This is a genomic window from Moraxella nasovis (assembly GCF_022701215.1).
Classification (GTDB): Bacteria; Pseudomonadota; Gammaproteobacteria; order Pseudomonadales; family Moraxellaceae; genus Moraxella; species Moraxella nasovis.
This window is the reverse complement of the sequence record NZ_CP089976.1, coordinates 1308013-1334971: the sequence shown is the minus strand read 5'-3', so window position 1 is coordinate 1334971 and position 26959 is coordinate 1308013. Positions and strand designations below refer to the sequence as shown.

Annotated in this window: 22 protein-coding genes, 1 tRNA gene and 1 pseudogene; 18 read left to right on the top strand and 6 right to left on the bottom strand. The window is 41.3% G+C overall.

Features of this window, described 5'->3' with window-relative positions; genetic code table 11:
* Positions 1–128 precede the first annotated feature (128 nt).
* Positions 129–204 (bottom strand) — tRNA-Gly (locus LU293_RS06535).
* 250 nt (positions 205–454) lie between these two features.
* Between LU293_RS06535 and minC the strand changes: the two genes are divergently transcribed.
* The 3 genes from minC (at position 455) to minE (ending at position 2409) form a co-directional block, all read left to right on the top strand.
* Complete coding sequence (gene minC, locus LU293_RS06530; RefSeq protein WP_242746556.1) at positions 455–1177, top strand: septum site-determining protein MinC; 723 nt, start codon at positions 455–457, stop codon at positions 1175–1177.
* A gap of 139 nt (positions 1178–1316) precedes the next feature.
* The gene (gene minD / locus LU293_RS06525; RefSeq protein ID WP_242746554.1) at positions 1317–2132 is read left to right on the top strand and encodes a septum site-determining protein MinD; all 816 of its coding nucleotides are present in this window, start codon (positions 1317–1319) and stop codon (positions 2130–2132) included.
* A 1-nt stretch (position 2133) separates the two neighbouring features.
* A complete protein-coding gene (gene minE / locus LU293_RS06520) occupies positions 2134–2409 on the top strand; it encodes a cell division topological specificity factor MinE (RefSeq protein ID WP_242746553.1) in 276 nt (91 codons plus the stop codon).
* Between the two features lie 126 nt (positions 2410–2535).
* Here the strand turns inward: minE and LU293_RS06515 are convergent, their stop codons facing one another.
* Positions 2536–3033, bottom strand: a complete 498-nt coding sequence (locus LU293_RS06515; RefSeq protein WP_242746551.1) for a cytochrome b — start codon at positions 3031–3033, stop codon at positions 2536–2538.
* Positions 3034–3204: 171 nt separating this feature from the next.
* Between LU293_RS06515 and LU293_RS06510 the strand changes: the two genes are divergently transcribed.
* The 3 genes from LU293_RS06510 to LU293_RS06500 all read left to right on the top strand — a co-directional run bounded on the left by LU293_RS06510 (position 3205) and on the right by LU293_RS06500 (position 6699).
* Positions 3205–4176 carry an efflux RND transporter periplasmic adaptor subunit gene (locus LU293_RS06510; RefSeq protein WP_242746549.1) on the top strand — a complete coding sequence of 324 codons (972 nt, stop codon included), beginning with the start codon at positions 3205–3207 and terminating at the stop codon, positions 4174–4176.
* 210 nt (positions 4177–4386) lie between these two features.
* Entirely contained in the window at positions 4387–5109 is a 723-nt protein-coding gene (locus LU293_RS06505; protein WP_242746546.1) for a response regulator transcription factor, read from the top strand.
* A gap of 48 nt (positions 5110–5157) precedes the next feature.
* A complete protein-coding gene (locus LU293_RS06500; RefSeq protein WP_242746543.1) occupies positions 5158–6699 on the top strand; it encodes a sensor histidine kinase in 1542 nt (513 codons plus the stop codon).
* Between the two features lie 84 nt (positions 6700–6783).
* On the opposite strand, the gene LU293_RS06495 is transcribed toward LU293_RS06500, so the two are convergent.
* On the bottom strand, positions 6784–8952 hold the full coding sequence (locus tag LU293_RS06495; RefSeq protein WP_242746540.1) for a carboxy terminal-processing peptidase: 2169 nt from the start codon (positions 8950–8952) through the stop codon (positions 6784–6786).
* A gap of 284 nt (positions 8953–9236) precedes the next feature.
* On the opposite strand from LU293_RS06495, the gene LU293_RS06490 reads away from it, so the two are divergent.
* The 5 genes and pseudogenes from LU293_RS06490 (at position 9237) to LU293_RS06475 (ending at position 17741) form a co-directional block, all read left to right on the top strand.
* Positions 9237–9476, top strand: a complete 240-nt coding sequence (locus LU293_RS06490; protein ID WP_242746537.1) for a hypothetical protein — start codon at positions 9237–9239, stop codon at positions 9474–9476.
* Positions 9457–9732, top strand: a pseudogene (locus LU293_RS09925) (POTRA domain-containing protein); the annotation flags it as partial. The gene LU293_RS06490 and the pseudogene LU293_RS09925, both read left to right, overlap by 20 nt.
* Before the next feature lie 15 nt (positions 9733–9747).
* Positions 9748–11007, top strand: a complete 1260-nt coding sequence (locus tag LU293_RS06485) for a ShlB/FhaC/HecB family hemolysin secretion/activation protein (RefSeq protein WP_242746535.1) — start codon at positions 9748–9750, stop codon at positions 11005–11007.
* Between the two features lie 18 nt (positions 11008–11025).
* On the top strand, positions 11026–17010 hold the full coding sequence (locus LU293_RS06480) for a two-partner secretion domain-containing protein (protein WP_242746533.1): 5985 nt from the start codon (positions 11026–11028) through the stop codon (positions 17008–17010).
* Complete coding sequence (locus tag LU293_RS06475; RefSeq protein WP_242746532.1) at positions 17007–17741, top strand: hypothetical protein; 735 nt, start codon at positions 17007–17009, stop codon at positions 17739–17741. The genes LU293_RS06480 and LU293_RS06475 overlap by 4 nt, the downstream gene beginning before the upstream one ends.
* Before the next feature lie 131 nt (positions 17742–17872).
* Here the strand turns inward: LU293_RS06475 and LU293_RS06470 are convergent, their stop codons facing one another.
* Positions 17873–18151: a hypothetical protein gene (locus LU293_RS06470; protein WP_242746530.1), complete on the bottom strand. Its 279-nt coding sequence runs from the start codon at positions 18149–18151 to the stop codon at positions 17873–17875.
* Between LU293_RS06470 and LU293_RS06465 the strand changes: the two genes are divergently transcribed.
* On the top strand, positions 18129–20909 hold the full coding sequence (locus LU293_RS06465) for a DUF637 domain-containing protein (protein WP_242746527.1): 2781 nt from the start codon (positions 18129–18131) through the stop codon (positions 20907–20909). The genes LU293_RS06470 and LU293_RS06465 overlap by 23 nt on opposite strands.
* A 4-nt stretch (positions 20910–20913) precedes the next feature.
* On the top strand, positions 20914–21234 hold the full coding sequence (locus LU293_RS06460) for a hypothetical protein (protein ID WP_242746525.1): 321 nt from the start codon (positions 20914–20916) through the stop codon (positions 21232–21234).
* Between the two features lie 110 nt (positions 21235–21344).
* On the opposite strand, the gene LU293_RS09835 is transcribed toward LU293_RS06460, so the two are convergent.
* Complete coding sequence (locus tag LU293_RS09835; RefSeq protein WP_256462101.1) at positions 21345–21470, bottom strand: hypothetical protein; 126 nt, start codon at positions 21468–21470, stop codon at positions 21345–21347.
* On the opposite strand from LU293_RS09835, the gene LU293_RS06455 reads away from it, so the two are divergent.
* The 3 genes from LU293_RS06455 to LU293_RS06445 all read left to right on the top strand — a co-directional run bounded on the left by LU293_RS06455 (position 21454) and on the right by LU293_RS06445 (position 23480).
* On the top strand, positions 21454–22416 hold the full coding sequence (locus tag LU293_RS06455) for a VENN motif pre-toxin domain-containing protein (RefSeq protein WP_242746524.1): 963 nt from the start codon (positions 21454–21456) through the stop codon (positions 22414–22416). The genes LU293_RS09835 and LU293_RS06455 overlap by 17 nt on opposite strands.
* A 2-nt stretch (positions 22417–22418) precedes the next feature.
* Positions 22419–23111 (top strand): barstar family protein, encoded by a 693-nt coding sequence (locus LU293_RS06450; RefSeq protein ID WP_078255055.1) that lies wholly within the window; start codon positions 22419–22421, stop codon positions 23109–23111.
* Between the two features lie 156 nt (positions 23112–23267).
* Positions 23268–23480: a hypothetical protein gene (locus LU293_RS06445; protein ID WP_242746522.1), complete on the top strand. Its 213-nt coding sequence runs from the start codon at positions 23268–23270 to the stop codon at positions 23478–23480.
* 194 nt (positions 23481–23674) lie between these two features.
* Here the strand turns inward: LU293_RS06445 and LU293_RS06440 are convergent, their stop codons facing one another.
* Positions 23675–24634, bottom strand: a complete 960-nt coding sequence (locus tag LU293_RS06440; RefSeq protein WP_242746520.1) for an Arc family DNA-binding protein — start codon at positions 24632–24634, stop codon at positions 23675–23677.
* Positions 24635–24869: 235 nt separating this feature from the next.
* On the opposite strand from LU293_RS06440, the gene LU293_RS06435 reads away from it, so the two are divergent.
* Together LU293_RS06435 and istA are read left to right on the top strand one after the other, a co-directional pair.
* Positions 24870–25082, top strand: a complete 213-nt coding sequence (locus tag LU293_RS06435) for a hypothetical protein (RefSeq protein WP_242746518.1) — start codon at positions 24870–24872, stop codon at positions 25080–25082.
* 280 nt (positions 25083–25362) lie between these two features.
* Positions 25363–26955, top strand: a complete 1593-nt coding sequence (gene istA, locus LU293_RS06430; RefSeq protein ID WP_242746516.1) for an IS21 family transposase — start codon at positions 25363–25365, stop codon at positions 26953–26955.
* The last annotated feature ends 4 nt before the right edge of the window (positions 26956–26959 follow it).

Below are 26959 nucleotides of genomic sequence, written 5' to 3'. Positions count from 1 at the left end.
TAGGTTTTTCATCGTCCAATAAAACATTAACAAAATGGTATAAAATTTAGGGCTAATCTGATTTGAATCCCAATTAAAAAAGCCACTTTTGATTAAAAGTGGCTTTTAAATGCTTAGAGCTAAATATTTGGAGCGGGAAACGAGATTCGAACTCGCGACCCCAACCTTGGCAAGGTTGTGCTCTACCAACTGAGCTATTCCCGCTTATCAGCATTTGCTGTATGGGTGCGTATTATACCCACTTTTTAGGGTGTGTCAATAGTTTTTTTTAAGAAAAATTTATTGATTGTCATACATAATCAAGATTAGTTTAAGATTTAAGTAAATCTGCCCAACTGACCTTACAAAAATTGCCACAATCACTAGCAATTTTAATGTAATAATGTCATACTTATTACTTGAAAATTTAAAATCCAACAAACACAAAAAATGTGTTAGAAACGACGGTTATGTTATGAGTAAAGCCATTACTTTTTTTGGCAAAATGCTAAATTTTAGTCGCCTAAAAATCCACACAAGCGATTTAAGCGACATCAAAAACACCTTAAGCGAGTTATCCGATAAGCACACTGTCAAAGGCGTACTCGTCATTATTGATAGCGATATTGATCTAGACTTGAATGCACTGCTTGATTTATTGCGTGATTTTGGTTTGCAGCCAATTGGGGTCGTTGATAGCGTGCTTAGCTCACAAGCAAAGCAGCTAAAACTTGCCATATTCCCAGCCGATGAACGCATTCAGCACATCCATCCAAAAAAAACCAAAGCACCAAAAAGCCCTGACATCACAGACGCCAAAGCGGATAACCGAGACACCAAAGAACAAACCAACGCTTACGCCACAACCGATATCGTTCACAATCAAATTGTGCGATCTGGTCAAAGCTTACAGCACCTTGGGGGCGATCTGACTATTATTGGCAGTGTAAATGCTGGTGGCGAAGCCATTACAGATGGCAATCTACATATCTATGGCAAGGGGCTTGGCAGGCTGGTAGCGGGGGCAACAGGCGATAAAGATGCACGCATCTTTTGTCAAAAATTCAATCCCCTTTTGGTATCGGTGGCAGGAACGTATTGCTTGCGTGAAGCGATTCCACCAGAAATGCTTGATCAATGCGTTATTGTCAGCTATAACGACCAAAAAGGCTTAGTGTTTGATCTACTAGAGCTTTAATTTGTCTTTTAATTTTTAGTAAAAAGCGTGCATTAAGCTTAATATATCCATAAAAAACAATTTAGTATATCAGTAATTTATGATATGCTAGAGTATGGAAATATGAATGTATTGCGATTAGTTATTTAAGGAGTGCCAAGTGGCAAAAATTATCGTGGTTACCTCAGGTAAAGGCGGTGTTGGCAAGACCACCACCAGTGCATCAATTGGTGCAGGACTTGCCAATCGTGGATTTAAGACGGTTGTGATTGACTTTGATGTGGGCTTGCGTAATCTTGATTTAATCATGGGTTGTGAGAACCGCATTGTTTATGACTTTGTTGATGTTATCTCTGGTACAGCCAAGCTTAGCCAAGCTTTAGTAAAAGATAAAAAGCTTGAAAACCTATACATTCTACCAGCTTCTCAGACTCGTGATAAAGACGCTCTAACCGATGAAGGCGTGGCAGCAGTCATGAAAGAGCTGGCTGAAGAGATGAATTTTGATTACATCGTCTGCGACAGTCCAGCAGGCATAGAACGTGGTGCTCAGCTTGCAATGTATCATGCAGATGAGGCCTTAATCGTAACCAACCCTGAAGTATCAAGTGTGCGTGACTCAGATCGCATCATCGGCATTCTACAATCACGCACCAAAAAAGTCGAAGAAGGCGGCAGTGTTCGTGAGCATCTCATCATTACTCGCTACAATCCAGAGCGTGCTGCTCAAGGGGAAATGATGGACTTAGACACCATTGCTAATGAAATCTTACGAGTGCCATTACTTGGCGTCGTCCCAGAAAGCAATGCTGTCCTAGAAGCTTCAAACCACGGTCAACCTGTCATTCACTACCCTGAATCTGCCGCAGGTCAATGTTATGATGACATCGTGGCACGATTCTTAGGCGAAGAACGTCCTTTACGTCACCTAGATGTGAAGAAAAAAGGATTCTTCCAAAGACTGTTCGGAGGCTAAAATGAAAAAAGGATTTTGGAGCTCACTGTTTGGTAATAACAGCGGCCCAAGCAGTGCTGATATCGCCAAAGACAGACTAAAAGTCATCGTAGCAAGCTCAGACCGACTAAACACTCGCCTAACAGCCGAACGTATTGAACAGATGAAGCGTGAAGTGCTTGAGGTGGTTAATAAATACGTCAGCGGCGTACAATTAGATCAAGTCAATATCAATCACCATCATGAAGATGATGTCGATATGCTTGAAATGAGCATTAGCTTGCCAGATCGCAAATAAACAAAAAACGCTCACTAAATAGTGGGCATTTTTTTTAGTGATGCTTTGCATTTTTAGCGACTATCTTATGCTTAAGCTAATTATAAAAAAATACATAACAGCACTTGGCTAACTCAGCACATAACATCACTTCATGCGAGCAATGAGGTTATCTTTAACGATAAACTGATGATATAAAGCCGCTGCAATATGTGCAACAATTAGTGCTAGCATTGCAGGAAAAATAATATCAGTATGCCACTCGTTCATCAGCTTTGCCATGGCACGATCTGGCGACACCATAACTGGAATTTGCACAATCCCAAAAACATCAACCGCCCTGCCACCATACATTGACATTAATATACCGCTGATAGGCTGGGCTAACATCAGCACATACAGCCCCAAATGCGTCAAGTGAGCAAGTGCTGTCTGCCAAGCAGGTGCTGGCACAGGCTTAGGCGTTGCCGTAACTAATCTACCTATGATACGAAGTAATGTCCATAATAAAAAGCTTGCACCCACCGCCTTATGCAAACCTACATAATCATCAGCCAGCAGGTATGCCACCAAAATAAGCAAAGCACCAACCCAATGGAACACTCGTGCAATAATGTGGTATTTTTGGGTAGATATATCTTTCATGGTTATCGCCTTACTTATTACAATAAATCAAATTGTCACATAGTCTAGCCCAAACACCAATTAAAATCCAGCCTTAAGTTTTTTCTTAAGGCTTTTGAAATTTTTGATGAAATCATGCTAAGATAAAACATCGATCTAATTTTTATCACTCATATATTAATAACGCACATCATGAAACGATTAGTTAAAACTGCCGCATCTGTTAGCCTGATGATGGTTTTTGGCATAACAGCTGCTTGTGATTTAAGCAACCACGACCGCCCTGATGACATTATAGAAGTTCAGCCACACAGCACTACCGAAGACACTGTTGTCATCTCAAAAGATGACATCGCCTTAGTTAAGATGGATCGTTACCAACCAAGCCTAGAGCTTGCAGGTAGGCTTATCGCCACCAATCAACTAACGCTAGCTTATAATGAAAAAGCAGCTTTAACCAGCTTATACGTCACGCCAAGCAGCATTGCAAAAAAAGATGATAAGCTTGCAGACTTTATCACGCCAAATGGCGATGTCATAACGCTAAATGCCCCATTTGATGGCATTGTTGATAAGATTTACCAAAGTCCTAGTAGCGATGTCTTGCCTAGCAATACGCCTATTTTACAACTGTCTGATGTGGCAAGCTTTGAGTTTATCAGCCAAATCCCCGCTCATTTATCTCACTATTTTGTTATCGGCAATCTGGTTACCTTCGTCATTGATAAAGAGCAGTTTAGCGGGCAAATCACTCAAGTTCACCCAAGTGCTGACAACCCTGAGCTACTAGACATCAGCGTTAATATTTTACCTGAAGCTGCCGATAAAATAAGTCTTATGAATGGCAAAACCACCAAAGGTCGCTTTGAGTTTGGGCAAATACAAGTAGGTGCGTTGTTACCAGATTTTGCCATTTTTGGTGATGATTTAAATACAGCCAACTTATCACACCTAAAGACACCACCTTATCACAGCGAGCTACCCTTGCCTGTGTTTGTGTGGGTGATCAAGCAAGACCATAGATTATCACTGTCAAAAGCCCATGTTATTAAGTATCAGCCAAATACTGGGCGGTTTTTGGTAACGGGTATTACCGATGATAGTCTGGTGGTGCAAAAACGCCTCCCCAAATCAGCAGATGGCAGCTTAATTGAAATACGATAACAGCGTTTATGTCAAATGTATATCACATCTATCACAAGCTTGCCATCATGAGCAATATTGATAGCTAAGTATTGCCAAACCGTTTATTTTTTGCAAAAACCCTAGAAATTCTAAGAATTGACACAATTTAATACTTGTCAATCTACAAAATGCTTGGCAAGATACACACATTACAATTTATTTTTAGGATTTTTATACTAAGGCATTTTTATGAACAAGCAAATTTTACTTATTGAAGACGATCCTGATTTGGCGGAACTTATCAGCGATTACCTTTCTGTGAACTACTATGAAGTTCATCACGCCGCCACCGCTCAAGGTGGGCTTGATCTATTAGACAGTAAAGATCATAACTTTAGCCTTGTCGTTCTTGATCTTATGCTGCCTGACATGGACGGTATGCAAGTATGCCAAAAAGTGCGTGGCTCAAAAAACAGCAGTATTAGTACCATGCCAATCGTCATGCTGACTGCCAAAGGAGACACCACCGATCGTGTTTTAGGGCTTGAAATGGGGGCAGACGACTACATCTCTAAGCCATTTGAACCAAGAGAGTTATTGGCTCGTATTAGAGCGGTATTGCGTCGCCATGAGATGCCAAATCAAGCCAGTAAAAGTAGCGATAAACTCATCTTTGGACGGCTCGCCATATTCCCAGAAAGCCATGAAGTAACCATTGATGGTAAAGTTGTGCGTTTAACCACCCACCAATTCCAGCTGCTTCACTACTTCGCTACTCATGCAGGCAAGGTACTAAATCGTGAACAGCTATGGCACGCTATGCCAAATGACGACAGCTCAGAAAACATTGATAGAGCGATTGATGTGCATATCTCACGCCTGCGTGCTTTGATTGAAGATAACCCACGCCAACCAAAGCGTATCATCACTGTGCGTGGTGTTGGTTATCAATTTGCCACCGATCAAGTCTAATCTTTTTAAGCCACCAAGCGTCTTTGGTGGCTTTTTATAAGCATTCTTATGAGTCATAATACCTATACCAGCTTTGGCTTTCGGTCAGTTTTCGCACGATTATTCATCAGTGTGTTTTTAGCACTTGTGGCTTTTGCCATCGCTATGATTTTACTCATGCAGCTTGTGCATAATAATTCAGACAGCCTACGCTCTCGTGCTATTGCTTCACAGATTATGACTCAGATTGATCCTTTGGTTCAAGAAGCTGAGACGCTAAGTGCAAATAAGCAAGATTTACAAGCTCGCTTTGTGTTGGCAGTTATCAAAAAAAGCCTTGATATTTTTGATGAAAGCTTGCATGCAAAAATTGCTCTATACAGCCCAGCTGGTACGCTTATTCTACAGACTGAGAATACCAACCTGCCAGCACAGCTAAGTACACAATCGTCATGGTCAGATGGCATCATGCCTTTTAGCACGCCCACCAATCACCATGTCGTAATTCACAGTCAAAACGGCTACTCACTGTGGTATGAAAGCCGAACACCGCCAAAAAAACGTCCGCTTTCTGCAGCGTTCAACCTATTTACAGGCACTTTATTATTACTCATCATCATGACAGCAGTACTTTGGTGGATATCGCATAACATCACTTGGCGTATTAACCAAATGAGTCACCAGATGGCAAAATTAGGCGAAGGTGATTTTAGCGTTCGTGTCAGCGAAAAAGGCAATGATGAGATTGCTGTCTTAGCCTACGGCTTTAACCAATCCGCCCAAAAAATAGAACAGCTTATTAATGCAAATAGCTTATTGTTAGCTCACGCATCGCACGAGTTTCGCACCCCCATCACACGCATTCGCTTACAGATTGAGATGATGGATATGCTGACATCTAAGCTTAATGACGAAGATAAGGTGAAGTTTGATAAACGTGCTGCCGCCATCAATCGTGATTTAACAGGGCTTAATGACTTAATTGAAAGCATTCTACTCGTCAGTCGCCTAGACGCTGGGCATGCTGTGCAACATACTGAGCTTGTCGATCTGCGAGAGCTTGTACGCCTTGAGTGCCAGCATTATCCAAAAGCCACGCTATTTGCCGAACCTGTGGAGCTGATGGCACAGCCAAAATTACTCACCCATCTGGTGAGAAATCTGCTAAATAACGCCATGATTCATGGTGTGCTACCTATTGAAGTATATCTGTACTACGCCCACAACCAAAAAGACGCCACAACCATTCCTGATAATCTTGGTGATGCTGAGATTATCGTAACAGACGGCGATGGCAAAAAAAGTGCCAACATTCTTAAACGCTTTTCTCGCCAAAAAGATAAGGATGATCAAAAGCCTGAACCAACATTTGCTGTACTCGCCTTTATCGATCACGGCACAGGCATTCCTGATGAAAAACGCACAGATATTTTTAGTCCTTTTGTGCGTCTAAAACAAGAAAAAAAAGGCACAGGTCTTGGGTTATCCTTAGTTTCTCAGATTGTCGAAGCACACAGCGGACAGATTATCACTGATACTTGGCAAGGTAAAACTCGCTTTTTAGTCACGCTACCCATCAAGCAGCGTCCCCTTACTTTAGAAAAAACCTAATCTGATAGCCATAAAAACACCCCAAGGCTAGATATCTAGCTTTTGGGGTGCAGTTTGATAGCAGTGATTTTTGATAATTTTAGCCTAATGGGCATCAAACATCAATGTCGCTGCCTCAGTGATGTACGCCTCATCTTCTGGTAGTTTTGGACGTTCGTTTTCTTTCATGGCGGCACGTTCTTCTGCTCGTGCATCAAGATAAGCTTGATAAGTCGCCCAACTTACAAAAGGCGTCTGACCTGTGGCACGGCGGCGAGCGTTCTCAGCGGCGAGCGTTCGTTTTTCGATATCATCAAGCTTAGCTCTACGTTGGTCAATATCCACTTTGGCAGGCTTTTTCTCATCATCCATCTTGCGAATAGCGTTTAGCTCTGCTAGATAAATAAACTGCGGATCGCTTAGCTGGCGTGCTTTAGACTCTTTAGACAGTCGCTCAATCAACGGTTTGGCATATTTGCCTTCTGGCACAAATGGGGCTGCCTGAATGGTATCCCATGTCAATGGATTTTTATACTCACGCTCACCAAATTCCATGCCTTCATAGATATTCACAAGCTCAATATCTGGCACAACACCCTTATTCTGAGTACTGCCACCTGTAGCACGATAAAACTTACGCTGCGTTACATTTGCTGAACCCAGTATAATGTCATCACGTTGAACTTGAGCTGACCCCTTACCTGTGGTGGTACTACCCACAACAAGACCACGCCCATAATCTTGGATTGCCGCTGCAAAGATTTCTGATGCTGATGCTGAACCTAGATTGATAAGTACTGCAAGCTTGCCATCATACAGCTGCTTACCACCGTCTCGGTCAGTGTAGACTTGCACACGACCTTGATTATCACGAATCTGCACAAGCGGACCTTGTTTTAAGAACATCGCTAGCATCTTTGATACTTCATCAAGCGATCCGCCCGGGTTATTGCGTAAATCCACCACCAAGCCATCAATGTGCTGCTGATTTAAGGCTGTCAATGCTTTAGCAGTATCAATACTTACCGAACGATAATCGTTAATGTCTGCACCACTTCGACGTGCCTCAAAATTCAAATAAAAACTTGGAATCTCAAGTACGCCTACACGTTTGACACCGCCTTGATAAGGCACTTCCACCACACGGTGCTGCACGCCTGCTTCTTCTTGCTTGACGATATCACGCACGATGGTTACGGTGCGAGCATTAGAATCTGTCGTATTTGGCTGACGCACCTTTAAAGTAACAGGCGTGCCGCGTTTACCGCGAATCACCGACACAATCTCACGAGTGCTCCAGCCGATAACATCTACCATGGGTTCGTTTTCTTGGGCGACACCGATAATCAAATCATTAGGACGAATCTGCCCTGTCTTGGCAGCAGGTCCGCCATCAACCAATGAAATAATGCGTGTGTAATCAGGATTTTTACGGTCAGCACGAATACTTACCCCAATCCCTTCTAGTTGTAGATTAGATTGAATGTGCATTTCGTTGGCTTGCACTGGTGCAAAATAACTGCTGTGCGGATCATAAGTTTGCATGGCATTATTTAACACCGTCTCCATGATTTCATCATTTTTTAGGCGAGACAGTTGCTGCTGCTGACGATTTAGGCGATTAATCAAAATTTCTTGGGGGGTGCGTTTTTCATTTTTAACCAAATCTTGACCACGAGACAGTTCAGGGTGCTCTAAGAACGCCTTATCTTTTGCAATATCATCTTCTTGTGATAGCGTCATTCCGATCAGTGAAAATGTCGTCTGATTTTGCCAATGCTGACGCTGCTCTTCTTTAGTTTTAAAGCGCGGTGCTTCTTCACGATCAAGAACAATGGTTTGGTTGGTATGTAAATTGACATCATGAGCCAGCATATCTTTTGCAAAGTCATAGTACTCATTGGCACGGGTACGATACCGCTCAAAAATCTCAATGCCAGCACTTAGATCACCTTGTCTTAATCTTATAGCAAATGTGTCAGCATATTTTTTGGTAAATTCATCAACATCTGACTGCAGTAGCATGGTGCGTGCTGGATCTAAGCGATCAAAATACATCGCCAAAATCTTCTCGCCCATCGCCTTATTTAAAGGCTGATCTAGATAGTGCATCTTATCAAGCAAAATTGACACTTGGCGTGCGGTAATTTTTTGTTCAATGGTTGGTGTAAATCCTGCTTTATCTTGGCTTGATGCAAAAGCAATATGGCTTTGGCTTAATAACACACCACAAATAGCAGCTGTCAACCCTGATAATAGCCATTGTTTTTTCATGAAATACTCCAAATTTATTATGTGCATATTTAGTGAATAGTATCTTAACATACAAACTATTGCTTGTCTGATGGTTTTTGCACATTCCACTCCAAATGATCGCCCGTTCCAACCCAAACCTAGACACTTATTCCACTCCATGCTGATCGCCTACAAATTGTGCTAATTTTCTATTAGTGTTTAAAAATAAAAAACAATTAAAACAAATCACGAATTACTTGCATTGATAATTTTATGTATGTTAAAATCTAGTAACATTGTTACATAAATGGAAGCCTAGTGTTATGGATAATAAAAGATTTGCAGTTGAAAACAAAAGATTGAAATATTTACCCTTCCTTCTGTTATTATATATCTCAAATTCATCGCTTGCTCTCAATAACCAGCAAGATAATTATCAACAACTTATCCAATCTCAGTCTATCTTGGAGCAACGCCAGTTTGAGCAAGTGCAGAGCTTAGTGCAAGACTCTCTCTTGCAGGCACAAGAATTGCAAACAATCCATACCAATAAAAAAAGTTAATATTCCTAAAGAATCACCTTGTTTTCAGATTTCTCAAATTATTATTGATGCACCCAAAGAAGATCAAAAGCACTTTCATTTTTTAACCAAAATATTAAACAAAAAATCTACTGGCGTCAAAGGACAATGTGTTGGTGCTCAGGGACTTCAGTCGATTATTGCCTTTGCTCAAAATCAGCTCATCAATCAAGGTTATGTTACTAGCCATACATTAATCGGACCACAGGATTTAAGTGCAGGTAGGCTTGTACTTAGCATTAAACCTGGGCGTGTGGCAAACATATATCGAACCCCCGATGATATTAATATCAATGTGCATAATGCTTTAACTCTTAAAAACGGAGATGTACTAAGCCTACGAGAGCTTGAGCATGGTGTCCAAAATCTACGCTTACCCCATAATGTCAAAGCTAAGATTGGCATTGAACCAAGCAACCATGGCAACTTACAGACTGTCGATGATGTTGGTTATAGTGATTTGGTGATCAGTCGCACACGCACCAATAAAATCGGTATTCAGGCAATAGTCAATAACTTTGGAAATCATAGTACAGGCACACATCAGGGTGGTATCGTGCTTAATATTGCAGAGCCTTTATGGAGCAATGATAATCTTTATTTGCAATACATGCACACGCTAGATGGCATTAATGATACTGCCACCAAATCCAATCATCAAAATTTTTACGCCAGTTATCGCTATCCTTTTAGGAATTGGCAGCTACAGCTAAGCTATCAATATGGTCGCCATACCCAACTACTAAATGGATTTAATCATAATCCGATTTATAAAGGTAAAACCGCTAGAAAGCAGGCACAAATCAGTCGCAATCTATACCGTAACAGCGACACCAAAATTACAGGCTATAGCATCATCAGTCATAAAGATAGTCAATATTATATTGATGATCTGGAAATTTTAGTGCAGCGACGCAAAAATAGCAGTTATGAGTTAGGTGTTGATATTGAAAAATTCTTTGATAATCAAGCAAAATTAAATCTCAACATTGGCTTTAATAAAGGTGTTGGCGCCTTTCATGCCATACCATCTCCTGAACGTTATTATCGTGATGTGGATAGTCGCCCGTTGATTTGGCAAGCATCAGGTAATTATCATTTGCCTATTAACACCAAGTACCATCAATGGGGTTTGAATACCCGTTTTGCCGCTCAATATAGCAGCGATAAACTACCTACCGCTGAGCAATTTACCATTGGTGATAGATATGCCGTGCGTGGTTTTGATGGTACGCGCCTACTATCAGGCGATAAGGGCATGGTGTTGGGTCAGGAGGTATATTATAGGTTGCCCACCAAGAATCCACACCAAATTTATTTTGCAATTGATAAGGGTTGGGTAAGTGCAGATGGTGTAAAAGACCGCAGTTATTATCAAGCCACAGGTTCTGTGCTGGGTTATCGCTTTGGCACCAAGCATTTAAACTTTGATGGCTATGCCGGCATACCCATCAGTGGCGAACACCTATCTAAAAACGCCAGTGTTGGTGTACAACTAGCATGGATGTATTAATTTAAATAAGGATATGACATGAATAGTCGTTTGTATAAGCTTATATTTAGCAAAGCCCAAGGCATGTATGTAGCAGTTTGTGAATTTGCAAAAAGCTGTGGTAGTACATCATCTAAACCCAACAGCCAAACAGAGAAAAAGTCTGACTATAAGCTCCTACCCATCAAAGAGCTTAGTGCATTAAGTCTTGGTGTTTACACAGCACTCGCCCCAAGCATTGCTTACGCCCAAAGTCATATTACACCATATACTGATGGCAATATCAATCATCGCCCCACCTTACTACAATCCGTGAATGGCATACCAATTGTCAATATTCGCACCATTAATGACAAAGGGGTCTCACGCAATGAATTTGGGCGATTTGACATTGATGATAAAGGCGTGGTATTAAACAATGCCCGCTTTGGTATCAATACCCAAATAGCAGGTGAAATCGATGGTAACTTCTGGCTGTTAAGTGGTGAGGCTGCCACCATCATCAATGAGGTTTACAGTCCAAATCCTACCCAATTGGACGGCAAGATAGAAGTGGCTGGCCGCACTGCCAATGTGATTATAGCCAATCCCAATGGCTTAAGCATCAATGGTGGCGGTTTTATCAATGCTGGCAATACTTTATTGGGTGCTGGAAGTTTGCAATATAATAATCAGGGTAATCCTGATAGTATCAACATTGATACAGGCAAAATAGAGGTTGGTAAAGCAGGCGTTCATTATGACTACAGCCATTCAAACAGCCCTTATTTTGCCCAGCTGTTTGCTAAAGCTGTAGAGGTTCAAGGTGCTATTACAGGTGCTAATGGACATTATGTGCAAGTGATTGCAGGCAGTAATGATATTGGACTAAATACAGCGGGCGTTGTTAATGCCATTAAGCCAGCTGATACACAAACAAAGATTGAAGGTAATAAAACCGCCATTGATATTGGCAGCTTGGGGCAGATTTATGCCAGTGGCATCCATCTTATCAGCACTGATAAGGGTGTAGGTGTGTCGACAGCTGGTCATTTAAAGGCCAATCAGTACATGACTCTATCTGCCGATGGTAAGATCAGTCAGGCGGGTCAATTAACCACAACCGACAAAGACTCACAGATCTATGTGCATAGTCATAGTAATTACATTGTAAATACAGGTGAAATACAATCTGCCCAGCAAGCAGTCTTGGCGGCAGGCGGTAGCATTGATAATCAAGGTGTCATTTTGGGAGATGGCAGCACCCAGCTTGTTGCCAAAGGTGATGTCAGTTTTGATAAACTGCATTATGAAAATACAGCCACCAACCTATCCATCAGTGCTGATGGTCGCATCACAAGCCAAGAACCTGTGCATATTAGCACCGCTGGTACGGTGGACATGAAGGCAGGCAAAAGCCTATCGCTCAATCAAGCATACATCCAAAGTGATAGCGATAAAGAAACTGGCATTCGTCTAGCCTCCAGTCAGCTTGAAATTACACAATCAAAGCTTGTCAGCACGGATAGCAAAGCGGTCATTGCTGGCACAACTACTGACATTGACAATAGCACCATCAACGCCAAAACCAATGAGATTATCGGCAGTAGTTTGGTACTTGGTAATAGCCACATCCAAGGCGTACAGCAAAACATCTTTACTGCCGACACAGCAGCACTTAGCAATAACAGGATTGACGGTGATAATACACTGATCACAGCAAGTAAAACCCTTGATTCTAAAAACAATCAAGTGACTGCCACAGACAGTGTTAATATCGTCTCGGGAGAAAAGACCGCCCTATCAGCTGATGACATTAAGACAAATCACCTCACTGCCATAAGTCAGGAGGGTGAGCTGCAAATCGCCAATAGCACCATCAACGCCAGTGGCACCATTTATGCGCAAAGTAAAAAACTTACCACCGAAAGTAGTGAGCTACAAGGTGATAATATCAGCTTGCATAGCGTAGATGCTAACCATATCAGCAAAACCATCATCAATGCAAATACACACCTTGCCATCAGCAGTCGTGAAAATCAGGTCATACTCGAAGATGCTGACATCAAGGCACAAGGCTTAGCTTCTGTCTATGCCAATCAGGATGTTCGTCTTGGCACAAGCACGCTACAAGCTGGCAGCATTGCTCTACACAGTCAGGCAGGCGGTGTAGATTGGCAAAATGCTACTTTAACCACTCATAAAAGTGATGTTCTTGCTCATAATCCACAATTAGCAGCAGCCAATGGTGTGCTTGCCATTAAAAGCCATGATGACATCACAGTCGAGGCAGGCAAAACCATTACTGCCATTGGCGGTGTAGAGCTTGCAAGTCAGGGTGGTTTAACTTTAGCATCACAATCAGGTGATAAAGGACGCGGGACTGAAAGCAAAGTAACCATCACCACTGAGGGTGTGGTGCATCTTAAGGGTGCTGGTGTTGATATTGGCGGCAGTCAAATTCAAGCTGGTAGTGGTATTAAAGCCACTGCGACCCAAGGCAATCTATATATTGGTGCTATTAGCAATTCGGTATCAGGCATTAAAGATGATGACCGTATTAAATTACTTGAGGGTGAGATCGAAACACTTCAAAATCAAATTGACACACTAAATCGTGATATGGTCTATCAACAGGCATTGGCAAGTCACAAAGAGGCAACTGACAAACTGGGTGATTTGGAAGATAAAAATGCACAAAGCCCTGTCGCTGACTATGAAGAGCAAAAAGAAGCGCTGAATCAGCAGCTTGCTAAGAGCATACAAGACGAACTGGTTCGCCGTCAAGAGCTGAATATCAAATTCAAGCCTGATGAACTGGCTCAAGAAATTACCAAGCTTAATAAATCTCTTAAGATTGCCAATACCGAATTTACAGGTGTAGAAAATGCAGGGGCAAGCCTTACCACTAGCGATGGCGACATTCGCCTAATCAGTGCTGGTGGTATTGCTGTGCAAATGGCAAATTTACAAGCGGATAATGGCAAAGTACAGATGGCAGCCCTTGGCTCCCAAGGGCAAACACGGCAAGTGATCGATGAGGCAAGTCGCACCGCCCTATTTCTTCCGCTACTTGGCAAGAAAACTGACAATACAGATACACAAACAGCCAACGCCATCATTGACAAGCTTGTCTTTGATGAGGCTGCTTTTGATAGCGATACCAAACTTGACGAGCATAAAGCCAAGCTCAAAAGCACCTATGCAGCCGCCTTAGGTGGTGACACTGATAAATTGACGGGGTTTAAGCGGTTATTGTCACAAATACCACCTGTCCAAAACATCGATATTGCTATTAGCATTGAGGGTTTGCACGATGTCTATGAGCGTGGTGAATTTGAAGATGATGCTTATGCATTGCATAAAAATTATCAGCCAAGCACCATCACGGCCAAAGATGGTATTGTCATCCAAGCCATTAGCAATCCCCAAGCAGGCACTGTTTCGGCACAGCCAGCATCAGACAGTAACATCTTACTGATAGGCGGCACTTATCAAGCAGGCGATGCTGGCATTACCATCCAAAGTGCTGGCAGTACCATTCTACAAGCTGGTCAAGACAGTATCTATGATAGAGAAACCAACACTTTCAAGAAAAAAAGCTGGGGTGGTGCCAAAAAGAAAATTACTGTCACAACTACCACAGAGCAAATCGCCGATAGCGAGGCAGTCAAGCTAAACGCCAATGCCATCTCAGTGCAGGCGAATGATAATCTATATGCCTATGCTACTGAATTTAATGCACCAGCAGGTCAAATTCAGCTTAAGGCTGGCGAAGCTTTGGGTCTTTATGCTGTACAGGAAGTGGATGTCAAAGAAGTGGAGTCTAAAACGACTTCTAGCTTTGCTGGCATCAAATATAGAAAAGTCAATACCAAAGACAGCAAGCAAATCATCAGCGAGCTGCCAACCAGCCTGATTGCTAACTATAGTCAAAGTGAGTCAGGAGGCAATACCCAGCTACAAGGCACTCGCTTTGCCAATCTACAAGGGGCGAGCGTCACGGCGGGTGTGGGTGATAAAGCAGTGGCTGATGCTAGGATCATCCTAGACACCATCAGCACAACCGTCAGCGTCAGTCAATCTCGCCAATTTGAAAACCTAGTCTGGCAGTCCATTTCAGAGTCGGGTTATATCAATGAAGATGCCAAGCTACCCTCATTCATTGGCGTTACCCCCACTCTCAATGCCACAGGCGGTCTGGCTGTACAAGTACCCATCAACAAAGATGACCTAGCCGATAAAGATCATCTGGTCAATGTCCTGACACGACTAAGCCACAACCCAGGCTTTGACTACCTAAGTGACATCATCCAGCGTGATGATGTGGATTTCACCGCCATCAGACTTGCCCAGGAAGAATGGGATTACAAACAAGAAGGACTCTCCCCAGCAGGAGCAGCGCTACTGGCGATTGCTTTATCGATGGCAACGGCTGGTGGCGGTGTGTCTGTGCTAAGCTCGATGGGCGTATCTGTCACAGCAGGTTCTGCGACAGCAGCAATGGCAAATGCTGCCTTCACCTCCTTAGTCACCCAAGCAGGTACCACCCTAGTCAATAACAAAGGCGATGTCAATAAAACACTCAAAGACCTAGGTAAATCACAAACTGCCAAAAACATGGCAAGAGCCGTGCTGACAGCTGGGGCAACTGCCAGTCTGGACAAATTCTTAGCTCAGACTCTGCAAGTAGATACCTCGACCACTGCCACCATCGGTGATAAATTCACTCGTGCCTTTGTACAAGGTGCAGGTCATGCTCTGACGGATAGCTTAATCTATGGCGAAAGCCTAGAAGAGTCCCTAAAAAGACATCTGACCAATCAACTGGTGGATGCCGCAGCAGCTGGTATTTATACTCATGGTGTCAAACCACTGGACTTCAATGATACAGAGTTTATCACTAATGTCGCTCATAAACTTGCCGCAGGCTTAACAGGCTGCCTCTCCGCCAAAGCCAAAGACCAGTCTTGCGAGGCGGCGGCTGTCGGTGCTATCATAGGCGAGATGGTGGGTGATTGGATGACTAATAAACATGAAGTTACCCTACCTGATGGTGAAAAAGCCCTTATCCTAAGTGATGAAGATAAACAAAAAATCCTAAACACCGCAAAACTTGCCGCAGGTGGCTTCGCCCTACTGTATGACTTTGATGTGGATACCGCAGCAAATGAAGCTGGGGTGGCGGCGAGGTGGAATGCTCTGTCTGAAAGTTTATTGTCGGATTTTGTTGATAAGTTTAAGAAATGCAAGAGCAATAGTAGTTGTGAACAATCTATTGTTAATCAATATATTAAGCATTCCCAAAAATATGATGATCTTATGATCAAAGAGTGCTCATTAAATGCCAATGGTAGTGCATGTGCTAATTTAATTAGATTGTCATTAAATTATAATGGGGATTCTTCTCCTTTAAAGTCATTGATAAGTGAGACTTATAACAATGAAATAATAAAAAACAATCTAAGTAACGACATGATAAGAAGCAGAAATGTGGTTTTACAACAAATATTTAGCAATCAAAATGTGTTCAATAATATCAACACTATAGAAAGCAGAGCTGATTTTTTTGATGTTATGTCAAAACATTTTCCGCAAACTAGATGGTTTGCTGGTGCTAGCGATGTATCAAGAAGATGTTTAACTGGCTTAGGTGCTTCAGGGTGTTATATTTTTGGAACAATTCCCTTGCATTCAAATATCACATTTTTAACAGGCTCCTCTTTTTCTTGGCGTACCAGCGGGACTGACTGGCGACGAGAGGCTGGGCAAGCATTGATGGCTGATGGATATAATGATTTTAAAAAGCTATGGGATGGCAAAGTAACCAATTATAGACAATGGGATATTAACCGCTTAGTTCAAGAACAAACAATACTACAACCTATACACGAGAAACATATTGGTGGCTCAGTAATATTTACATTGCCACCCAGTCTGATAGGAACTGGATCTGGCAAAGTGGATATGCTAAATCTACAAGACAGGATACGCTATGGTTGTTCAATGATGGGCTATAGTTATATCAATGGGGTATGCCGATGAGTACGAGAGATGGAGAAGTTTTAGATACCAAATTGTCTCATTTGGGCAATAAACTGCTACATTGTTCAAAAGATTTTGGCGGATATTTTGTCAGCACAGCCATTGTATTTTTATTTTCATGGCTAATCTTTGTTATCAATATTGTTATTTTTCCAAGCTATTTTGAAGAGCATCGATATGCTTTGATATTTCTTGGTTTCTTTTTGGTATTTGTATGTTCTGCAATTACAATTGATTTTATTATTCAAATAAAACTCAATCTAGTTTTTATATTATTTTTGACGATACTTTTTTTCTCTAGAAAATTTATTTTTTATGACCTATCACATGGCAAGCAATTCTATGAATTTTCTAGAGGTTTTATTGTAGGCAATTTGTTTCATTCTTTAATACCGATTGTACTTTTCCCATTTTTTGTAGGCTACTTGGGAAAATATTTAAATGATTGTAAAAGAATTTTTTACTGTTTTGTCGCAATAACCCTCTTGTTCATCTTGGAATATACACTTGATTATCTAAATATAGAACTTAAAGCCACTCATCAAAGTAGGTATCAATACTTATTAAACTTTGCATCATACATATTGGCAATGTTGATGTTTTTGTTTTATAAAAATAATATAAAAGGTAAAAATAATAATTTTGTACATCCTGTGCTCAGAAAATATATAAAATTATTATTGTTTATTTGTGGGTGTGTTATATTTGTATTGTTTATATTGTTTGCATAATAGCCCATAGGCTGGGTTAGCGATAGCGTAACCCAGCATTTTGAGATAACTATTGAATTTTCAGGTATTTCAAGAAAGCCTAACGATCTCTATTGCAATCTTGCTACCGCCCTCACAGGATGACTACCTCATCATCGCCCCTTATCTTGGTTGTGATTAACCAGTTCTTTAACGGCATTTTTGACCGTACCAGCTGGCAGTTTTTTGGCGTATTGCTCATACGCTTTCATGGTTTCTTTGTTCATGTTCTCAAGCTGTGCTTTAGACTTGGGTGTTGGTGGCTTTGGCTTGTAGGGCTTACCATCACGGCTACCCTTGTGGATTTTCCACTGCTTTTTGTTGCTTTTTGATTTAAAGCGGCTAACATTACGGCTGGCGGTGGCTTCAATGCCTTTTCCGCTACTTGGCAAGAAAACTGACAATACAGATACACAAACAGCCAACGCCATCATTGACAAGCTTGTCTTTGATGAGGCTGCTTTTGATAGCGATACCAAACTTGACGAGCATAAAGCCAAGCTCAAAAGCACCTATGCAGCCGCCTTAGGTGGTGACACTGATAAATTGACGGGGTTTAAGCGGTTATTGTCACAAATACCACCTGTCCAAAACATCGATATTGCTATTAGCATTGAGGGTTTGCACGATGTCTATGAGCGTGGTGAATTTGAAGATGATGCTTATGCATTGCATAAAAATTATCAGCCAAGCACCATCACGGCCAAAGATGGTATTGTCATCCAAGCCATTAGCAATCCCCAAGCAGGCACTGTTTCGGCACAGCCAGCATCAGACAGTAACATCTTACTGATAGGCGGCACTTATCAAGCAGGCGATGCTGGCATTACCATCCAAAGTGCTGGCAGTACCATTCTACAAGCTGGTCAAGACAGTATCTATGATAGAGAAACCAACACTTTCAAGAAAAAAAGCTGGGGTGGTGCCAAAAAGAAAATTACTGTCACAACTACCACAGAGCAAATCGCCGATAGCGAGGCAGTCAAGCTAAACGCCAATGCCATCTCAGTGCAGGCGAATGATAATCTATATGCCTATGCTACTGAATTTAATGCACCAGCAGGTCAAATTCAGCTTAAGGCTGGCGAAGCTTTGGGTCTTTATGCTGTACAGGAAGTGGATGTCAAAGAAGTGGAGTCTAAAACGACTTCTAGCTTTGCTGGCATCAAATATAGAAAAGTCAATACCAAAGACAGCAAGCAAATCATCAGCGAGCTGCCAACCAGCCTGATTGCTAACTATAGTCAAAGTGAGTCAGGAGGCAATACCCAGCTACAAGGCACTCGCTTTGCCAATCTACAAGGGGCGAGCGTCACGGCGGGTGTGGGTGATAAAGCAGTGGCTGATGCTAGGATCATCCTAGACACCATCAGCACAACCGTCAGCGTCAGTCAATCTCGCCAATTTGAAAACCTAGTCTGGCAGTCCATTTCAGAGTCGGGTTATATCAATGAAGATGCCAAGCTACCCTCATTCATTGGCGTTACCCCCACTCTCAATGCCACAGGCGGTCTGGCTGTACAAGTACCCATCAACAAAGATGACCTAGCCGATAAAGATCATCTGGTCAATGTCCTGACACGACTAAGCCACAACCCAGGCTTTGACTACCTAAGTGACATCATCCAGCGTGATGATGTGGATTTCACCGCCATCAGACTTGCCCAGGAAGAATGGGATTACAAACAAGAAGGACTCTCCCCAGCAGGAGCAGCGCTACTGGCGATTGCTTTATCGATGGCAACGGCTGGTGGCGGTGTGTCTGTGCTAAGCTCGATGGGCGTATCTGTCACAGCAGGTTCTGCGACAGCAGCAATGGCAAATGCTGCCTTCACCTCCTTAGTCACCCAAGCAGGTACCACCCTAGTCAATAACAAAGGCGATGTCAATAAAACACTCAAAGACCTAGGTAAATCACAAACTGCCAAAAACATGGCAAGAGCCGTGCTGACAGCTGGGGCAACTGCCAGTCTGGACAAATTCTTAGCTCAGACTCTGCAAGTAGATACCTCGACCACTGCCACCATCGGTGATAAATTCACTCGTGCCTTTGTACAAGGTGCAGGTCATGCTCTGACGGATAGCTTAATCTATGGCGAAAGCCTAGAAGAGTCCCTAAAAAGACATCTGACCAATCAACTGGTGGATGCCGCAGCAGCTGGTATTTATACTCATGGTGTTAAACCACTGGACTTCAATGATACAGAGTTTATCACTAATGTCGCTCATAAACTTGCCGCAGGCTTAACAGGCTGCCTCTCCGCCAAAGCAAAAGACGAATCTTGCGAATCTGCCGCCATCGGTGCTATCATCGGTGAAATGGTGGGTGATTGGATGATTGATGATGACATCCAAGCTAAAATCAACTCAGGAGACATCAGCCCAGGCACACCAGATTATAATAAAATCCTAAACACCGCCAAACTTGCCGCAGGCAGCTTCGCCCTACTCTATGATTTTGATGTGGATACCGCAGCGAATGAAGCTGGGGTGGCGGTGGAGAATAATAGCATTGTGGGTCTAGCACCAGGAGAGATTGGAGAGCTAGTCAGAGAGTTTGAAAAAGCAAAGAGTAGTGTAGATATTAGACCGCAAGAACGAAACCTGCTGGAGTTAATGCAAGATGCGTACAGTAAAGGCAATATAGAACTTACTCAAAGATATTTGGATAATCTTGATAATTCTTTAGCAACCTGGGCAAATCAAGCCACTGATACTGAAATGCAAAAGGTGCGCAAATCAGTCGCAGCTGTTGTATATGCCATCAATATGATGGTCGTTCCAACCCATGTTGTTGAAATTATACCCGTTGGAAAAATCACTAAAGTTAATAGAATTTTGCCAAAAACATCTAGCAAAGTTGGAGATATAGAGGTAGGAAAACCAACATCTCAAGTCAAAATGATTGACTACTCTTTAATATCAACAGGAAGAACTACGCCTAGAAATTTGACTGAGCAATTAGCAATGGAGGAGGTGAGGGGCAATCCAAAGGGTAGAAAGTTACCTATCAAAATGTCAGACGCAAAAAATGGTTTATATGCCAAAGATGGATGGGTCAAAAAAGCCCAGAATGTTAATGGTGTAGAAATACATTACGTCGAAAATGTTAATACTGGTCTAAAAATAGATTTTAAGTTTAAGGATTAAGAATATGAGTTTTTTCAAAAATCTTGATAATTTGCTAAAAGATGTTAAAAATAACAATATTGTTGATGAGTGGTATTTGTGTGACTTTATAGATAAAAACATAAAAATATTAAATCCTCAACAGTCATTCGATATTTTAAAATTGTATGTGCCTTACATAATAAATATGCATTCTTTTGATTATGAAATTTTAAATATATTGTTTGCATTAAAAAATCAAGCAAATACCAATGAAAAATTTTATACAGAAGATCAAAAAAATATCATTTTAGACATCTATCGTCAAGATGTTGAAGTAGACAGAATTAGAGAGATTTTTTACTAAATCAACCAAGACAAAATAGCTCGTAGGCTGAGTTGAGGAAGTGAAACCTAGCATTTTTATCGCCAATCTTTGAATTTGCTAGTTTCTTAGGTAAATACCAACAACCTCTCTCACAAACTTGCCGCAGGCTTAACAGGCTGCCTCTCCGCCAAAGCCAAAGACCAGTCTTGCGAGGCGGCGGCTGTCGGTGCTATCATCGGTGAGATGGTGGGTGATTGGATGATTGATGATGACATCCAAGATAAAATCAACTCAGGAGAAATCAGCCCAGGATCTGATGAATACAACAAAATCCTAAACACCGCCCGCCTCACCGCAGGCTCTGTAGCTCTGCTGTATGGGTTTGATGTGGATACGGCAGTAGGCAGTGCCGGGGAGGCGGTGGAGAATAATGCTTTATTAAAACCTGTTGACATAGAAAGCTTTCACCTACAATACACTAAATTTTGCTCCCCTGAACCTTCTGCGGCTTGTAATTCAATCATACATCAATGGAAATATATCAGCTATGAACATGCTGGCATGACTTCTCAAGAAATAGCCGAGTGGGAAAAAGGCGTTACAAAAATTATTGAGCATTATAATCGCCAGTGTAAAGATAATGCCTGTCGTAATCATTTGAGATCTCAAAAATATCGGTATATGATTGAATATGCGGGTACTCCTGAGTATTTATATCAATTGGAAAGCTCGCTTATTACTTATACTCATGGAGCAATGGCTGCTGTAACTGTTGCAGGTCATCAAATTGCAGGTTCTGCTGTAGAAGCTTATAATGCGGTTTCGAGACAGTCGGTTAGGGGTGGTAATCACGCAAGTGTTAAAACCACTGGGCACGCTACAACTGCGAAATCAAATAATGCAAGCTCTCCAAAATTATCATCACCAAACCCGATTCATATAAAAGGTTTAAGGTCTGCATATGAGGATGTGATATCTGGTAAAGGAACTCCTAATCTTGATAGAAATGGCATACAAAAAATTTATCAAGGAAGGGAGAATCCAAATTGGAAAGGTGCAACTGAATGGTTGGTTCCAAACTCTGAGGGTAGGCATCATAGAATATTAAAAATGCCCAATGGAAGGATGGGATATGTTATTGATCATAACTACAATAATATACGACCTTTCCCTGCTCCTTGGTATCCTGATGGTGGAGTGTTGACCAAACCAGTGAGATAGATATGTACTTAAAATTACTTAGTAATAAATCTGAATTTAAAACTCCTATCAGAAACATACAAATTAATGGCAACACACTATTAATAGAAATTGAAAAAACTACAGTTAATATTGATTACTTAAACAGTGATTTTTATAAACTTGAAATCGTTGGTAGTGTTAGTTATTTCTCACTATTTATTTATGATTATTATTTTAATAATAATTGCTTTTATATTACCGATTATAGTTTCCAAGATGAGTTCACTTGGCTTGAGATACTCTGGATAAAAAACATTATTAATAGTAATATTAACAAACTCCATTGGGTATACATGTCTAATGCATATAAGCAAAAATGGCTCAGATTTTCCTATCTTTATTCCTTGAATAAAGATATTCCACTCCAAAAGAGTATTGTTGTAGATTGTCAATATATAAATAATCAATGGGATTTTTTATGTTCATTAAGTGAGGCCTTTTTGGGGGTTGGTGGTTATCTGGGTTCTGATTTAGATGGGTTTTTTGATATTATTTCAGGGGGTTATTATAAGCATATAGATTTTTCCAAAATAGAATTACAATGGTTAAATTTTAACAAGATCAACATTGATAGAGATTTGATTATTGATATAATATTGCATATGGAGAACTATGGCGTGAAAAATATATTTAGTCCAATCGACCAGGCTAGTGATAGTGGTGCAAGTCATTGAATATATTATTTTCCAATCGCAACCTGAGAAGCCCGTAGGCTGGGTTAGCGACAGCGTAACCCAGCATTTATGGCATAACCCATTGAATTGTTTGATTTTGATTTGCTAAACCCTTAAAGGCTAACCCTACCTCCAAACCCAAAAAAGAGATACGCCATGACTCACACCAACCACGCATCTTACAGCATTGCATCCTTACCAACACGATTGGCACTAGCCGTCTCTTTGACTTTATGCTGTTCAGCTTATGCCAATACCCCTGAACAGATCGCCCATCAGTACAGTAGGGTGTGCACAGCGCACCACCAATCTAAACCATTTCACTGGCGTATTGCACCCCTACCCACTTCAAACTCTCATTACCCCTGATGGATATCCACATTCTAGTTAATGCAATAGCCGATGACAGACATACTCATATGTGTCAGCATAAAGCACATGTCACACCCATGCACCAGCAAAGCAAGGGTCTGTAGTTTGTGCTAAGACATAAACCTACCCAACCAATCCCAACCCCGCCACCATCTTTTTTGATGGTGGTTTTTTATTCTTGATCAAGCGGTTTAGGGATACATGTCTCTTAGCTTGGGATCTTCATTGATATATGCCTGCACTCTAAAGCAGACATCCCGATAGCCGTGCCAGTAGTAATTTGCATCTTGTTTTTCATACATGTACCGATCCCAGATGTCATCCATCCAGGGAGTAAAGGCTGCTCGTGCAGTCAGCTTAAGTGGATGCTCTATACCTTGTTTTAGCTGTTCACAGACAGCTGCGTCAAATAAGTAGCTCATGGTTTGGTGTTTATACTCACCGTGTTTACAAATATCTTTGAGTGCCAACACAAACAAAGCTTGTATTCTAGCACCTGTAGCACCAACCACATTGCTAAGATGAATATTGGTAGTGTACACCTGGGCATGCTTGTGACTAAACTGCTTGATGATCAATACATCACCAGCAGTACTGTCATTTCGAATAAAAAATACCTTTTGAACTGCATCAAACCCCGCTTCCGGCTCAAAACAAAACTCCACAATAGACTGGACGGTATCAAAACGGCTCATGTCTTGGTTTTTGATTGGATAAGGCTGTTTTTCATCAAACATTAGCCATTCGGCATCACATCCTAGATAGTCCGCCAGTTGTTTAAGCTGTATAAAAGTTGGCTCAAGATCACCATCAAACCAACGAATCACTTCATCAGCTCTTTCATAACCCAAATCATAAGCGATACGCGCAGGCGATAGCTGTCGTACCATTGGCACCTTGCTCAATTCAAATAAGGCTGTGTTTAATCGTTCTTGAACCGCACTCAATCGCCTGGTTTTATGATGGCGAGCAACAATCTCATCTAGCTTTTGCATGATGTCTGCATAGCTGTCATTGGGTGTGGAGAATGAGTTGACCAAGCGATAGTTCATTTCAAGATTTAAAGAACGACCATGAAACTGTGCTTGCTCCAGCAGCTTTTGTTTAAGGTCAGGCGGGATGCGCAAATTAACTTGGATATCTCCAGCCATAATGAGTAACTCCGTGGGTAATGCGATTTGGTTGTTATTCGGTATTATATAGAAAAATCATGGGTTTTTTAATTGGCAAGGGATACATTGTGCACTTTTTGGTCGATTATTTGGTATAATATGGTATATTTAACATTTATAATAGTATATAATGGTACATAAAGTATTTGGCTTTAAATTTATTTGTGATTATTTTAATGCTAAACTTAATTTTATTTTATAAGGATGGTGTAAAATGCCTGCTCAACACAGAAATCATATTTCTCAAACCAATGTGAAACTACCCAACGATCTTAAAGAATGGGCTAGACAGCAAGCGTCACAGGATTTTCAGTCGCTCTCAGGCTTTATCTCCAAACTTATCAATGAAGAGAAAAAACGTCGCGAGACCACAAAAACAGTTTGTGACACCCAGCTGGGTGCATCAATACAACACTTGTCTTTATAAACCAAGACACGCTTTTTTGCGTGTCTTTTTTACTGATTTTACCAACTAAAACAATATTAAGGAGTGGATAATGCACTGGCCTTAGCTAATACAGATGCCAATAATAATACGATTGCAATGAAAAAGCACTATCAACGCCAATTGATAGTGCTTCGATAAAGATGTCGTTAACCAAACCCGACATCTTATTATCCCTGCTGGTACTTGATTTGTCAAGTGCTATAGGGCTTTGCAATCCTCAAAAAAGAATTTTAATTATAAAATATATTGAGGATTTCTCATGAACATAGATAATAAAACCATCCGTGCTGCACTAAAGCAAATCGATCAGGGCGTAAGCAACCGAGCCATCGCTCGCCATCTAAGCATCTCACCCACCACAGTCGCCAAAATACGCAAGCTCAATCAAAACTGCATGCTTGGTATTGATGAAATACTAGCAACAAACGATGTTGAAATGCGAAGGCTTTTGGGCTTGGTCAAGGTATATAACCCACACAAAATCAAATCCATCAAAACACATCCTGATTGGGCATACATTGATAAAGAGATGTCGCGCCCTGACATGACACTTGAATTGCTTTGGCAAGAGTTCAGGGAGACACATCCTGACGGCATTGGCTATTCACAGTTTTGTGAACAATATCGTAAATACAAGAAAACCTCCCGCCCGAGTAAGCGACAGATCTATAAGGCTGGCGAAATGGTGCAAGTGGACTTCTGTGGTCGCAAAGTGCCTATTTATAATGAGCGCACAGGCACAGTAATTGTTGAAGCTGAGATTTTTGTTGCCATACTGCCTGCATCTGGGTATATCTATTGTACCGCCGTCTCATCTCAAAAGGCACAAGACTGGCAGCTATGCCATATCCGTATGTTTGAGTATTTTGGTGGTGTGCCACTCAAGCTGGTCACAGACAACTTAAAATCTGCAGTGATTAGCCACAATTCAACAGATATTCAAATCAATCCCTCATATAGCGAACTTGCAGATCACTATGACATTATTATTACACCCTCACGACCTCGCAAGCCAAAAGACAAATCAATGGCAGAACTGGCGGTGCGAATTGTTCAGATGGGTATTTTGGCTAAATTAAGAAATCATCGGTTTTTTAGTTTGGATGAACTAAACCATACACTCTCACAAGAGCTTTGCAAATTAAATACCAAAACAACAAAACGCTACCCAGAGAGTCGATATGTTTGTTTTAGCAAGACTGATGAGCAGTTTTTAAATCCGTTGCCTGCCAAGGCGTATGAAATATGCCAATGGTTCTATAATCTTAAAGTTACCGAGTTTTATATGATTACTTTAGAACATGCCAGCTATTCTGTCCCATATCAGTTTATAGGTCAGCGTGTAGATGTCAAACTCACAGATAACAAAGTATTGGTGTATCTACACCGCGAACTCATCGCTGAACATCAACACATTACCACAGGTAATAGCATTTTACATGAGCATATGCCAAGAAATCATCAGCTGCAAGATGAAATGCAGCCAGATAAATTACTGGCTTGGGCACAAAATATTGGCAAACAAACCGCTCATATGGTTCAAAAGATTATGCAAAACAAATCCGGCTATGCCAATAATCTTAAAAAGCTCAATCAGTTAAAGCGATATTTGCTTGAGCATAAAGTGCCGAATATGCAGATAGAGCAAGGTTTTGACTATGCGCAAAGACTCAATATCTGTGCAGTTGACCGCATCATTTCGGTATTTAAAAATAAAATTTACCAAAAGACAGAGCATCTAATCATGCCAAGCATGGAAGATTTGGATGTTGTATTCACCTCAAACCAACCGCACGAAAACATTCGTGGCTCAAATTATTACGCCAATGAAATCAACCAAATTGCAAGCTAGGAGA

Coding starts and splice junctions, on each gene's coding strand:
- LU293_RS09835 (WP_256462101.1), bottom strand. CDS start 21,470: ATGTCATCATCAATCATCCAATCACCCACCATCTCACCGATGATAGCA.
- LU293_RS06440 (WP_242746520.1), bottom strand. CDS start 24,634: ATGGCTGGAGATATCCAAGTTAATTTGCGCATCCCGCCTGACCTTAAA.
- LU293_RS06460 (WP_242746525.1), top strand. CDS start 20,914: ATGAGTTTTTTCAAAAATCTTGATAATTTGCTAAAAGATGTTAAAAAT.
- LU293_RS06490 (WP_242746537.1), top strand. CDS start 9,237: ATGGATAATAAAAGATTTGCAGTTGAAAACAAAAGATTGAAATATTTA.
- LU293_RS06500 (WP_242746543.1), top strand. CDS start 5,158: ATGAGTCATAATACCTATACCAGCTTTGGCTTTCGGTCAGTTTTCGCA.
- istA (WP_242746516.1), top strand. CDS start 25,363: ATGAACATAGATAATAAAACCATCCGTGCTGCACTAAAGCAAATCGAT.
- LU293_RS06450 (WP_078255055.1), top strand. CDS start 22,419: ATGTACTTAAAATTACTTAGTAATAAATCTGAATTTAAAACTCCTATC.
- LU293_RS06510 (WP_242746549.1), top strand. CDS start 3,205: ATGAAACGATTAGTTAAAACTGCCGCATCTGTTAGCCTGATGATGGTT.
- LU293_RS06475 (WP_242746532.1), top strand. CDS start 17,007: ATGAGTACGAGAGATGGAGAAGTTTTAGATACCAAATTGTCTCATTTG.
- LU293_RS06465 (WP_242746527.1), top strand. CDS start 18,129: ATGCCTTTTCCGCTACTTGGCAAGAAAACTGACAATACAGATACACAA.
- LU293_RS06480 (WP_242746533.1), top strand. CDS start 11,026: ATGAATAGTCGTTTGTATAAGCTTATATTTAGCAAAGCCCAAGGCATG.
- LU293_RS06515 (WP_242746551.1), bottom strand. CDS start 3,033: ATGAAAGATATATCTACCCAAAAATACCACATTATTGCACGAGTGTTC.
- LU293_RS06505 (WP_242746546.1), top strand. CDS start 4,387: ATGAACAAGCAAATTTTACTTATTGAAGACGATCCTGATTTGGCGGAA.
- LU293_RS06455 (WP_242746524.1), top strand. CDS start 21,454: ATGATTGATGATGACATCCAAGATAAAATCAACTCAGGAGAAATCAGC.
- LU293_RS06435 (WP_242746518.1), top strand. CDS start 24,870: ATGCCTGCTCAACACAGAAATCATATTTCTCAAACCAATGTGAAACTA.
- minE (WP_242746553.1), top strand. CDS start 2,134: ATGAAAAAAGGATTTTGGAGCTCACTGTTTGGTAATAACAGCGGCCCA.
- minC (WP_242746556.1), top strand. CDS start 455: ATGAGTAAAGCCATTACTTTTTTTGGCAAAATGCTAAATTTTAGTCGC.
- LU293_RS06495 (WP_242746540.1), bottom strand. CDS start 8,952: ATGAAAAAACAATGGCTATTATCAGGGTTGACAGCTGCTATTTGTGGT.
- LU293_RS06445 (WP_242746522.1), top strand. CDS start 23,268: ATGACTCACACCAACCACGCATCTTACAGCATTGCATCCTTACCAACA.